Annotated in this window: 13 protein-coding genes and 1 pseudogene; 11 read left to right on the forward strand and 3 right to left on the reverse strand. The window is 70.8% G+C overall.

All coding sequences use genetic code 11. The features are described from left to right. Positions 1-672: 672 nt before the first annotated feature. Both WJ438_RS00715 and WJ438_RS00720 read right to left on the reverse strand, forming a co-directional pair. Positions 673-852, reverse strand: a complete 180-nt coding sequence (locus WJ438_RS00715; RefSeq protein ID WP_406723497.1) for a hypothetical protein — start codon at positions 850-852, stop codon at positions 673-675. After that, positions 849-1784, reverse strand: a complete 936-nt coding sequence (locus tag WJ438_RS00720; RefSeq protein WP_406723498.1) for a sigma factor-like helix-turn-helix DNA-binding protein — start codon at positions 1782-1784, stop codon at positions 849-851. Before WJ438_RS00720 ends, WJ438_RS00715 begins: the two co-directional genes overlap by 4 nt. Positions 1785-1967: 183 nt before the next feature. Here WJ438_RS00720 and WJ438_RS00725 point away from each other — a divergent pair, with 183 nt between their 5' ends. The 11 genes and pseudogenes from WJ438_RS00725 (at position 1968) to WJ438_RS00775 (ending at position 11525) form a co-directional block, all read left to right on the forward strand. Further along, positions 1968-2195, forward strand: a complete 228-nt coding sequence (locus WJ438_RS00725; RefSeq protein WP_406723499.1) for a hypothetical protein — start codon at positions 1968-1970, stop codon at positions 2193-2195. Beyond that, entirely contained in the window at positions 2192-3292 is a 1101-nt protein-coding gene (locus WJ438_RS00730; RefSeq protein ID WP_406723500.1) for a tyrosine-type recombinase/integrase, read from the forward strand. Before WJ438_RS00725 ends, WJ438_RS00730 begins: the two co-directional genes overlap by 4 nt. Positions 3293-3422: 130 nt before the next feature. Further along, a complete protein-coding gene (locus tag WJ438_RS00735) occupies positions 3423-3896 on the forward strand; it encodes a transposase (RefSeq protein WP_406723501.1) in 474 nt (157 codons plus the stop codon). 243 nt (positions 3897-4139) lie between these two features. After that, positions 4140-4214: pseudogene (locus tag WJ438_RS00740) on the forward strand (NAD(P)-binding protein); the annotation flags it as partial. 853 nt (positions 4215-5067) lie between these two features. Continuing rightward, complete coding sequence (locus WJ438_RS00745) at positions 5068-5820, forward strand: GMC family oxidoreductase (RefSeq protein WP_406723502.1); 753 nt, start codon at positions 5068-5070, stop codon at positions 5818-5820. Continuing rightward, positions 5817-7394 (forward strand): patatin-like phospholipase family protein, encoded by a 1578-nt coding sequence (locus WJ438_RS00750; RefSeq protein ID WP_406723503.1) that lies wholly within the window; start codon positions 5817-5819, stop codon positions 7392-7394. The genes WJ438_RS00745 and WJ438_RS00750 overlap by 4 nt, the downstream gene beginning before the upstream one ends. 126 nt (positions 7395-7520) lie before the next feature. Then, on the forward strand, positions 7521-7943 hold the full coding sequence (locus tag WJ438_RS00755) for a hypothetical protein (RefSeq protein WP_406723504.1): 423 nt from the start codon (positions 7521-7523) through the stop codon (positions 7941-7943). Positions 7944-8235: 292 nt separating this feature from the next. Further along, the gene (locus WJ438_RS00760) at positions 8236-9003 is read left to right on the forward strand and encodes a hypothetical protein (RefSeq protein ID WP_406723505.1); all 768 of its coding nucleotides are present in this window, start codon (positions 8236-8238) and stop codon (positions 9001-9003) included. Between the two features lie 226 nt (positions 9004-9229). Beyond that, positions 9230-9940, forward strand: coding sequence for a hypothetical protein (locus tag WJ438_RS00765; protein ID WP_406723506.1), 711 nt, complete (start codon positions 9230-9232; stop codon positions 9938-9940). Between the two features lie 32 nt (positions 9941-9972). Beyond that, positions 9973-10407, forward strand: a complete 435-nt coding sequence (locus tag WJ438_RS00770; RefSeq protein ID WP_406723507.1) for a hypothetical protein — start codon at positions 9973-9975, stop codon at positions 10405-10407. A 329-nt stretch (positions 10408-10736) separates the two neighbouring features. Next, on the forward strand, positions 10737-11525 hold the full coding sequence (locus WJ438_RS00775; protein ID WP_406723508.1) for a hypothetical protein: 789 nt from the start codon (positions 10737-10739) through the stop codon (positions 11523-11525). A 62-nt stretch (positions 11526-11587) separates the two neighbouring features. On the opposite strand, the gene WJ438_RS00780 is transcribed toward WJ438_RS00775, so the two are convergent. Next, positions 11588-11962, reverse strand: coding sequence for a hypothetical protein (locus WJ438_RS00780; RefSeq protein WP_406723509.1), 375 nt, complete (start codon positions 11960-11962; stop codon positions 11588-11590). Positions 11963-12017 lie beyond the last annotated feature (55 nt).

The raw sequence follows: 12017 nt of genomic DNA on the forward strand, positions 1-12017 counted from the left end.
TGCCCCAGAGTGAATGTGACATGGTTCACTCGAGTCAGATCCATGATCCACTGCACGGTTCGCGGATCTCACCGCCTATTACTGGTGACGGCGCCTCGATAGTGGGGACGTCCTCAAGACGCGCGCTGGGACAGCTCATGCGCGCTACTCACCCGACGGGTGATGGAAGGTCTGGGAGTCCTTGCTCTCGCCAAAGATCTCGGGATCTCCAGGCCTCTGCGAAAACGATGGGCCCCGGCAGCGTCCAGATGCTGCCGGGGCCCATTGCTTTCAGCGTCGCTGAGGCCCGGCCATACGATGGATCACCGTGACCACCCGCCGCACTCTTGGCACCGGCCCCGAGGCTCCTGCCCAGGGCATCCGCGCCCCCCAGGCCGATCTTCTCGACTCGCTGCCGGGCATTCGCCTGCCGGATCTTGGCGAGCTGCGAGCTCGCGGCGTGGTCGGAGGCCAACCACCCGCGCCGCGGACTGTGCGGCGCAGTCTCAGGGCCGGGCGTGCGGGCGACGACTCAGTCGACGCTCCGGCCAACATCTAGACGCAGGGCGGCGGCCCTGGCGAACCGGGACCGCCCCTCGTCATTCGCCGCCACCAGGCTCGGTGGGGGCGAAGGACTCTCCTCGGTCGGTGCGTGCCCGCGGGCGCCCTCGGTCCCGGTGAACCTGGAGAAGGTCAGCTGGGTGGCTCGTCTGGTCCGATGGCGCCGGGAGGCGTCCGGCGCGCCTGCCGCCGGGTGCGGATGCGCTGCCATCCGGCGGTGCCGGCCAGCAGCACCAGTCCGGCGATGACATTGCCGGCCACGTCGTGGAGGACGAAGTCGTACAGCGCTGCCAGGACAGTGCCCTTGGTCATCGCCGCACCCCCGCCTGCCGCGCCTGCTGGGCGCGCTGCTGAAGGGCCGCGGCCATGCGGTGGTCCGCGCCGGCCCTCGGGAGGTGGCCCGTGAGCTCCAGGTGCTGCTGGCGGAAGAGTTCCCTGCGTTCTCGCAGGCGCAGGCGGACCCGGTAGATCCGGTCGGTGACCATCTTGGCGGTGATGCCGAGCGTCTCGCCGATCTCGGCGTAGTCGTACCCCTCGTAGACCATGCGGAGCATGTGGCGCGTGTGCTCCGGCAGGGACGCCAAGAAGTCGTTCAGCCAGGCGTTCACGAGCACGGACTCGTCCTCGAACGGGGAGTTGCCGGTCCACCAGGGCGTCAGGTCCACGGCCCAGTCGTCCATCACGCCCAGCTCCGCGAGCCGGCGGTCGCGCTGGTAACACCACCTCCAGTAGTGGCGGGGGAAGGACTGCAGGACCCCGCGGGTGAAGTAGGTGCGCAGCCCGGCGGCCGAGGGTCGCCGGTCTGCGGCGGGCTCCGGATCCGCCGGCTCCCACCGCGGATTCCAGGCCTTGCCGTGCAGCGCGTGCTTGACGAAGGCGGGCCACGCGCCGCTGACCGCGGTGAGGACGAGGTCGATGCGCTCCTGCGGGTCGGTACGCAGGACGTCGCCGTGCCGGGCGTCGATGTCGAACTTCGCGTGGGCGGGGGCCGATGCCCGGACGCGTTCCACGATCTTTCGGTTGGAGCACCAGGAGTTCAGCGAGACCGTGGCGTACGCCCACAGCCGCTCCTGTGTCAGCTTCATCTCCGGGCCGCGGAACTCGGCCTGGCGCAGCCGCTCGACGAGCGCGGCGTCCTCGGCGCGCTGCCGCTCCGCCCGGACCCTCGGGCCCTCGTCCGGAATCATCCCGATTCGCGCGGAATCAGCACCCTTGAGCTGTTCGATCATTCGCTGTGATGTCATGAGCCCCTCCCCCTGTCGTATCGCGTTGCCTTCGGCACGACGTAGCGGGGGATGGAAAAAACATCGCGCGTGATTCGCGGAAGATTTTGAGCCCGATTCATTTGGCGGCGTCAGCGGTTCCGCACGGCGGGATCTGGCTCTTGATAATGTTCCTTCTCCAGAGCCAGACGTGAGGGAGGGTCAGTGAGGGACGAGACGGCCGAGCAGAACCGTTACCAGCGCGCGCTCATCGCGAGCGGAAGCCAGGCCCCGGCCACCGCCGGGCACGCGGTCTTCTGGGAGTTCAACGGCAAGACTCTGAAGGAGCACCCGCCGGCCGACGGGCCCGATCCGTTGTGCCAGGGGTGCGGGAAGCGCTGGCCGTGCGAGATGGCCGAGTCCGCCATGCAGCAGGTCGGAGTGAGGTCGTGAGCGGCCACCTCGCCGTCGTCACGGCCGCCGACGTCGTCGACGCGGAACTGGTGGACGGCGAGACGACCGGCGCCGAGCTGGTGCACACGGACCGGGACCGGCACCTCTCCCCGGAGACCGTCGCCGCCATCGAGGCGAGCGCGGCTGCCTCCACCCGCCGCGCGTACGGCGCCGACCGCGACCTGTTCGCCGCCTGGTGCCAGGAGCAGGGCCGCACGGCGGTGCCCGCGTCCGGCGAGACGATGGCGGAGTGGGTGCGGCACCTGACTGTCACCCCCCGGCCGCGCACGAACCGCCCGGCCGGGCCGTCGACCATCGAGCGCGCCATGTCGGCGGTGACCTCCTGGCACCTGGAGCAGGGCCGGCCGAAGCCGAACATGCGCGGCGCCCGCGCCGTCCTCAACGCCTACCGCGACCGGCTCGCCCGGGAGAAGGCGGAGGCCGCCCAGGCACGGCAGGCGACCGCGGCCCTGCCCCCGCAGATCCGCGCCATGCTCGCCCCCACCGACCGGGCCACCCTCGCCGGACGGCGCAACGCCGCCCTGGTGCTCCTCGGCTTCGCCACCGCCGCCCGCGTCTCCGAGCTGGTCGCCCTCGACCTGGCGGCCGTCGTGGAGACCGAGCACGGCTACGACGTGACCCTGTACCGCAAGAAGGTCCGCAAGCACACCACGAACGCCATCCTGTACGGCACCGACCCGGCCACCTGCCCCGTCCGCGCGCTGCGCGCCCACCTGGCCGCCCTCGCGGCCGCCGGGCGCACCGCGGGCCCACTGTTCCTCCGCATCGACCGCTGGGACCGCCTGGCCCCGCCGATGACCCGCCGCGGCCGCACCATCGGGGACCCAGCCGGACGCATGACCGCGGAGGCCGCCGCCGAGGTCATCGAGCGGCTGGCCGTCGCCGCCGGCCTGACCGGCGCCTGGTCCGGGCACTCCCTGCGCCGCGGCTTCGCCACCGCCGCCCGGGCCGCCGGGCACGACCCGCTGGAGATCGCCCGCGCGGGCGGCTGGGCCGACGGCTCCCGCGTCCTCGCCCGCTACATGGACGACGTCGACCGCGTGCAGAACTCCCCGCTGGTTGGCATCGGCCTGTAGCCGCACGACCAACCCCGCCACCAGGAGGACACCCGCCATGACGACCAACGTCGTGATCCCCGCCGCACCGCTCGACCAGGAGCCGCGCCCCGACCAGCCCTGAGCCGACTACGAGACCGCGCTCCGGGAGGTGCTTGCCGCGGCCGGGGTCGAGCTCGGCGCCCACAACGACCACGTCGCCACCCAGTGGTACAGCCGTGCCTCCTCAGCGGGCATCCCGGTGATCCGGGTCCGTTTCCCCGCACCCACCTGTCGCGCCTGCCCTAACTTCCAAGCCTGCGATCCCTCGAAGGTCGGCCGGGGACGGGAGATCATGCTGCGGGAGAAGGACGCGCACGACGCCCTGCAAAAGAACCGGGCCCAGCAGGACGCCAAGGAGTGGCGGGCCCTCTACCAGCACCGCCAGGGCATCGAGGCCACCGTCTCTCAGGGCGTCCGGTCCTTCGGTCTTCGCCGTTCCCGCTACCGCGGCCAGAAAACCGAGTTCCAGCACTTCTTCACGACCGCGGCGATGAACCTCGCCCGGCTCGACGCCTGGAACACAGGAACTCCCCGCGCCGCGACCCGCATCTTTCGCTTCGAATGGCTCTGTCCCGCCGCCTGAACGGCGGCGGGACAGAGCCAGGGGCCCACCCTTTTACCAACAGTGTCCGGCCGGGGGCGCCCCTCCCTTCGCCCGCAGCCCGGCCACACCCGTCCCGACATGCGCCTCCCCCACCCCGGTGAAACACTGAAAGCGCTGCCCACGCCGGATAGTTGAGCGGCGAACGACCCGGGGGCTGCCCGTTTGGACTGCCAGTTCACAGCGCAGCTCCGTGAGGTGGTGAGTGTGGATTCCTTCGACGCCGTGGTCGTCGGATCGGGTTTCGGCGGATCCGTCACCGCGTTCCGGCTCGCAGAAGCCGGAATGCGCGTATGCCTCTTGGAGCGCGGTAAGGCCTACCCGCCCGGCTCCTTTCCCCGCAGTCCGCACGAGACCGCGAAGAACTTCTGGGCCCCGGACTCCCGGCTCTACGGCATGTACGACCTGTGGAGCTTCTCCAAGCTCGACGCCCTCGTGTCCAGCGGGCTCGGGGGCGGCTCGTTGATCTACGCGAACGTCCTCATCCGCAAGCCCGAGACGTGGTTCGTGAACGAGACCTTCGACGGCGGCTACGAGCGGTGGCCCGTGACGCGCGAGGATCTCGATCCCCACTACGACAGCGTCGAGCGGATGCTGGACGCGCAGCGGTACCCCTTCGACCAAAAGCCGTACCAGGACACCCCCAAAACCGTCGCCATGCAGCAGGCGGCCGCCCGGCTCGGGCTCTCGTGGGGGCTGCCCAAGCTCGCCGTCACGTTCTCCAATCCGAACGAGGCGCCGACGCCCGGCGCCGAGATCACGGGCGGGGACGACAATCTGTACCACAGCCCGCGCTATACCTGCCGGCTCGTCGGCGAATGCGACCTCGGCTGCAACTTCGGCAGCAAGAACAGCCTGGACTTCACCTACCTCAGCGCCGCGCAGCGCCTCGGCGCCGACATCCGCACGTTCTGCGAGGTGCGCGCGTTCGAGCCGGTGGACGGCGGCTTCCAGGTCTCGTACATCGAGCACCGTCCCGGCCAGGAAGGCGATCCGGCCGCGCCTCCCCCGGTGCACCGTCAGGGCCAGGCGGCTGATCCTCTCCGCCGGCGCGCTCGGCACCCCCTATCTCCTGCTCCGCAACCGCAGCGCGTTCCCCGCGCTCAGTCCCGCCCTCGGCACGCACTTCTCGGGCAACGGCGACTTCCTCGGGATGATCGTCAAGGCGCGGCAGCTGCAGGAGGGCGGCGACGGAGAGCTCGTGCCGCGGCTGCTGGCGCCGAGTCTCGGACCGGTCATCACCAGTGCGATGTTCATGCGCGACGGGCACGACGAGGGCGGCACGGCCCGGGGCTTCTACATCGAGGACGCCGGGTACCCGGAGTTCCTCAACTGGCTGGTCGAGAACAACGTGCTGACCATGTCCCACCGGGTCGGGCGCTTCCTGCTGCGCCGCGCGTGGTCCGCAGCGACCCGGAGCCCGAAGAGCCAGGTGGACCGCAACGCCGCCGACGCCCTGAGCAAGGGGCTGCTCACGGCGACGTCCCTGCCGTTGCTCGGGATGGGCAGAGACGTGCCCGACGGCCGCGTGTTCCTCAGGGAGGGGCACCTGGACCTGGACTGGGATCTGACCGCGTCGAAGCCCTACTTTGACCGGCTGAACAAGACCATGGGCGAGGTGTCGCGGAGTCTGGGCGGGCGGTACGCGGCGAGTCCGCTGTGGCTGCTCAACCGGCTGATCACCGTCCACCCCCTGGGCGGCGCGCCGATGGGGCGCGACCGACGGGAAGGCGTGGTGGACTCCTACGGGCAGGTGTACGGCTATCCGGGCCTGTCGATCGCCGACGGATCCGTGATGCCCGGGCCGGTCGGCCCGAACCCCTCCTTCACCATCGCCGCGCTGGCCGACCGATCGGCCGAGCGGATCATCGACGACCATCGGCGTAACCCGGCAGGCAGGCCATGACGAACGACCAGGGCGCCCGTCCCGGCGCCGACTCCCCTCGCAGGTCGCTGCTGCTGGCGGGCGGCGGACTGAAAGTGGCCTTCCAGGCCGGCGTCCTGCAGGTTCTGCTCGACGAGGCCAGACTCCGCTTCGACCACGTCGACGGCGCGAGCGGGGGCGTGTTCAACCTGGCCATGTACTGCCAGGGGATGTCCGGGCGCGAGATCGCCGACAACTGGCGGGAGCTGCGCCCGCTCAAGGGCGTCAGCCCAAACTGGCGCGAGCTGGTCAAGGGTCCGTACGCCCGCTCCCTGTTCACGCTGGAGGGATACCGGCGCCATGTGTTCCCGGGCTGGGGGCTCGACTGGCGGATGATCCGGGCCAGCGAGCGCGAGGCCACCTTCAACCTCTACAACTTCAGCGCCGACGAGCTCGAGACGGTGAACCCCGACCACATGGACGAGGAGCGCTTCAGTTCCGGGGTGTCCCTGCCCATGTGGTTCCCTCCGGTCGTCATCGACGGTCAGACGTACATCGACCCGGTGTATCTGACCGACGCGAACGTGGAGGAGGCGATCCGACGCGGCTGCGACGAGCTGTGGATCATCTGGACGGTCAGCCGACGGCAGCGCTGGCGGAACGGCTTCGTGGCGAACTACTTCCACATCGTCGAAGCGGCGGCCAACGGCGGGCTGCTCCACTGGCTGCGACGGATCGAGGTCAACAACGACGCCGAACGCCGCGAGGAGGGCGGGGAGTTCGGGCGCGTGATCGACGTCAGGCTCCTGAGCTCCGAGGTGCCGCTGAACTATCTGATCAACTTCAGCAGATACCGGTTCGCCCAGGCCGTGGAGCTCGGAGTGCACAAGGCGCGCCGGTGGTGCGAGAGCCAGGGAATCCCGCTGGCGCCCCGTCCCGATCCGAGCGAGCCGGACGACGAGACGCGCATCCGGTTCACCGAGCGCATGACGGGCTCGGTCGCGTTCGGCGAGAGCGCCTTCCAGCCGACGGCAGCGCCGGAGGACGGAGCGCGCGCGGACCTCGCCGTAGAGCTGACCATCGACATCCGCGGCGTGGACCGCTTCATCGTCAGCCCGGAGCACAAGGCGTCGGCGACGGGCTGGATCGAGTGCCAGGAGCTGGGCGGACGGCTGCCGGTCGACAAGGGCGACTTCCAGCTGTTCGTGGAGCGGTCGGACCCGGACGGCGCCGACCCGCCGGACTCCGATCCGGAGCATCTACGCATGCTGTACCGCCTGTACTTCGCCGACCGCGCCGGCCACCGGCTCACGCTCACCGGCCACAAGGAAGTCAGCGAGGACTCGCGCCAGGGCGTGTGGAGCGACACCTCCGTCCTCTTCACCCGCATTCTGCGGGGCCACGTCGAAGCCCACGAGGAGGACGGCGCGCAGACGGTGGCCTCCGGGGTGATCCGCATCCGTCCCGCCGACTTCCTCAAGCAGCTCACCACCTTCCGCGCGGATGCCCCGACGATCCCGGGCCGCGTGACCGCGCTGCGCCGCTTCGGGCAGTTCTTCTTCGGCAAGCTGTGGGACGTGTACGGGCAGAAGGTGCTGCCCTGGTCGCCGCTGTGACCTGAGGCCGTGAGTGTCCCGGTGTGCGCGCATAACACGGCCGCCCCACGGGCCCTGGTCACCGCTGCCAGGGTCTGCAGCCCCCCGCCTCACGCCCGGCGTCCTGAGGAAAAGCAGCAGCGGGCTGTGCAGGAGGAGCAGGAGCGCGGCGAGCGGTGCGGGTACGCCCGTAAGGAGGCCGCGCTCGCCGAACGTACGGCGCGCACTGATCCCGATCGGGAGGCCCTGGCCCGGCACTCCGCCCGGCTGCCCGGGATCGAGCGGGCCACCGCCCAGGTCGCCGCAAGGTACCTCGGGCGCATACGCGTGATCGTCGGCTGGAGCGTGGGAGACAGCCGGTACGCCTGTGGCGTCCCCCTCGTCAACGAGCACGGGTCCCTCCTCGCCGTCTTCGATCCGCTCCCGCAGCCCGGCCCTTGCCCCGCGTTCCTCCTGGACGTCGACCTGCCGCTGCTCTTCCCCACGGAGGAGCGACGCGAGCGCTTCGCGCAGTACCGGGCTGTCAGTGAGCGGGTCCGGGAGGCCGGCTACTCCGCCGACCCTGAGTAAGGGGGCGCGGCAGTGGGGTGTCTGCGCCCCGCCCGCGCTTCTGGCGTCACGTGACGATTGGGCGAGGAGCCGATACCGTGTTCACCCAAACGTCACGTGACGTTTGGCCAGGAGGGTTCATGACGACGTGCCCGGTATGCGGCGGGCCCCTTCCCGCGCAGCGCGGCCCCCGCGCCCGCCGCTACTGTTCGCGCGCCTGCCAGGCCAAGGCGTACCGCGCCCGCCAGCGGCAGCACCAGGAGCACCGGATTCCCCCGGCGAGGAGCAGGAACTGCTGGAGGCGTACGCGGGGATGCCCGCGACGGAACTCGCCGACAGCCTGGCCGCCGCCGCCCGGCGCCTGGCCGGCGCCCTGAACGCCGGACTGCCCGCCGACGGCTTCGACCTCGGTGCCGTGGCACGGATCCCGCTCGTCCTGGCGGCACGCGCCCGCCAGGCCGCGCCCGCTGCCCACGCATCGCACGGCATCCCCGATCGCCAGGCCGCCCCCACCGTCACGGTCCGCCGCCTTGCCGCTCCGCCTTCCGAGCAGCACGGCGCGCCGGAACCCCTGTCGTCACGTGACGCTTCGCCCCTCCCCGCCGACTCCGCCGCTGCGCACCCTCACACCGAAGCATCACGTGACGATCCGGTCTCCGCACCCACAAAGAAGGGCGCGCACCGGGACGCTGCTGCTCCCCGGCCACGACGCCGCACGCAATCGTCACGTGACGGTTCCCGCCCGTCTGCGGCACCGGAGAAGACCCAGGAAGGAATCCGCCCACGGCCACAGGAGCTCTCCCAGCGCGCGGCGCGGCAGATCGCAGACTCCGCCGAACTGGTACGCAACCCCGACTACCGGGACACCCACCGTGCGACCGTGCGCAGCGGCGCCACCGTGCTCGGCTACGTCGAACCGTCCTACGGCGGGACCTCTTCCTCCGGCCGCAACGGCTGGATCGGCTCCGTAGCACCCGGCCACCACGGTCCCGTCCGCAAGACGCAGCAGCAGGCCGCCGTCGACGTGGCGCTGAGCTGGATCCGGATCGTGACCGCGAAGCCCCGCCCCGCAAGCGACTGAAGCGGCCGCCCCGCCCGCCTGATCAGATCCGGCCCGCCCGACCCCGGCGAACGGCTACCGTGATCCCCGGCAGGACGCGCACGCCGCTCGCCGCCGCTCCCGGCGCCCACGCCGCCCCGAGGAGCACAGTCGGCCAAGGTCTCTCGGGGCTCGTGGAGTTCTCTCCTGCTGTCGGCTCCTGCCATGGCCGGCGGACGCGTGGGACCGCCGAAGCCTGGAGGACCTGATGCCGAAGAGGCAGAGCACCGCCGCCCGCCGCGCCCGGGCCCCCGCCCGCGCGGGCGAGAAGTACACCACCGCCCTCCGCTCCGAGGGGACCAACCCGGAGCCGTCGCTGCGCACCTTCCCCGGGACCGGCGGCCCGTGGGTGTCGTCGTGGATCGGCGACCCGCACGACGACGTCAACCCGGCCTGTGGGCACCACCTCCGGGCCCTGTGCGGGGGCTGCGGGGTCTGCACCACCTGTGACGGCTGCTACTGCGCGGAGGCCGCCGAGGAGGCCCGTATCGAGGCGGAGATCACCCGGGCCTACGCGGACCAAGCGGAGCACGACGACCACACCGCCGGCTGCTACCTGTGCGAGGGCGAGCGCGACCGGTCCGAGGGCTACGCCCGGTGCTGGAAGTGCGGGCTCACCTTCCCCGACGGCCGCTTCGACCTGACCAGCCACCAGCCCGGTTACTGCTTCCGCCTGTACGCGCAGCCGTCCGGCATCGACTGGTCGTATCTCCGGGGCCAGGACGTCCGCCTCGTCGGCACGCACTACACGATCACCGGGCACATCCCCGCCGACCAGGAGGCGCCCGACCCGGCCGACCTGATGCCGCACCTGACGATCGTGCGGACGGATGAGGGCTACGAGGGCGAGACGGGCCCGTTCAACCCGCGCGAGTGGCTGGAGGTCCACCCGGCGCCGCCCGTACGCCCAAGCACCTGACACCCGAACACCACGACCAGAAAGACGACAACATGACAGAGATGGGCGGGGCCCGGGCCTCCCATACGCGGACGGAGGTCCGTTGGCTCACCGTGGCGAGCGTGGTCGTGGCCGCCGGGGTGTGGCTGGTGTGCGGGACGCTGGTCGGCCGGGCGCTGCACGACGCGTACAGCCGGACCGTGCTGGAGTCCGTGGGCGCGGCAGTGCTCGCGTGCGGGGCGCCGGTCGCTCTCGCCGCGTTCGTCGCCGCCCGTGAGCAGGCGCGGCAGCTCGGGGCGGCCCCTGGTCTCCGGAGCGACGTGCTGCTCGTCCTCGCACACCTGGTCGTCATCGTGCCCGCCGCCGCCTTCCTGGCGCGGCCGCACGGCGTCGTCCTGGCCGTGATCCTCGTCGGGGTGCTGTTCATCCCGGAGGCCCTGGCGGTCGGTCTGCTGCGCCTCGCCGCCGCCCGCCGCGCGGCCACCTGACCGAACAGACCGAAGGGCTCCACGTCACCTCGGTGCGCGACATCCCGCGGGTTCGTCCTGGCTTTCATCTCCCCTTGCCGCAGGTCAGCTCGGCAGACGGGAGCGAGGGACCCGCATAGATCATGATGGACCTTCGGGACTCCTGAAGAACCATCATGATCCCTGCACAGACGTGCAGGCCGCGAGAGCGGCGAGGTGCCTGGTCAGGCACCATGCCGAGGAACCGAGGGGCACGGCGAACTCGCGGGATGTTGCACAAACCCGGCGCTTCCCTTGGCGACGGGTTGTTCTGCGACGGCACCGGGTGGCCGTGGGTGATGATGCCGTGCATGGACATGGAGATAACGGTTGCGCTGATCGGCGCCGCTGGCGTGTGCGGCACGATCGTGGGCACCGTCGTGGGCGCGCGAATCCAGGCCCACAGTGGGCACGCCCAAGCGCAGGCGGCGCGGGATGCGGCCGCCACGGCGGCACAGGCCGCACGGCGCCAGGCGTTACAGGAGCTGCGTTGGACGACTCTCACGGCGCTCCTGCGAGCGGCCGGTGAGTGTATGGAGGCAACGGAGCAGCTGTACACGTCGTCGCAAGCTCGGGTGGATGCCGAACTGACGGAGGTGAAACGGGTATATCGCGCATTCCGTCTCGTACACGCCGAGGCCGAGCTCGCCGCGCCGCCGGGTATGGAAGGCGTGCTCGCCCATATGAACCGGGTCGTGATGGGGGCCTATGACGGTGCGCGGATGCGGGCCCCGACGGAGCGGGCGTTGCAGGCGCTGGACGAGCTGAGCCGGGAAGGGGATCCGGCCGCAATGCAGGCGAAGGAGGCCCTTACTCGTCTACGTAGGGCGGGGGCACCCTTGTGGAGCCCTCACCGTGGGGATCCGCCACCTGAGTACGAGGAGGTGATCGAGGCACTGAACGCGGTCCCCCGACTGGACCGTCATCAGGTGCGGTTGCTGCTGGCGAACGCGGTGGTTCCGCTTGAGTACGAGCGCAGTCGGCTTGAGAACGTGCGCGGTGCGTTGCAGGAGCGGACCGCGCGGCGGCACGCCCACCAGGATGCGCGGCAAAAACTGATCACAGCCGCCCGGGAGGCGCTGAGCACGAACGAGCCGTAGGGCGGTGGGGCTGCCTGTGTGGGAAGCGCCGGTTTTCGTTCCGATGTCCCATCTGTCCGCCGTTACCCGGCGGCTGCGGCGCAGTCCGCCGCGACGCCTGCACTTTCGGTGCCGAGCTGTTCCGTGATGGCCTCTTCGTGGTCCGTGCCCTGAGCAACGGCCAGGACGATCGGGCCTGTACCTGCGGCGTAGTGGTCGATGAAGATCCGGTACTGCGGGGTGTTCTCGACCATGTTGGCGTCCATGAACGCCTGGAGCAGCTTCTTGTCATCCTGATCGAGCGGCGCCTTGTCCTCCCGCCACTTGAGCGCCAGGGCCGCAAGTACGTCGCGTGTGCAAGCCTGTGCCGGCGAGTCCTCGACCGCAGCCGCCGACGGGTCCCCCGGCTTGGTCGCGCTGCTGGACTGGCCGTTGGAGCATCCAGCCACGAGCAGCATCGTACCCATCGTGAATACCAGTGTTCTTCGCACTTTCCCCACCTTAGTAGCCCCA

It is taken from the genome of Streptomyces sp. GD-15H (genome assembly GCF_045291515.1).
Lineage (GTDB): Bacteria > Actinomycetota > Actinomycetes > Streptomycetales > Streptomycetaceae > Streptomyces.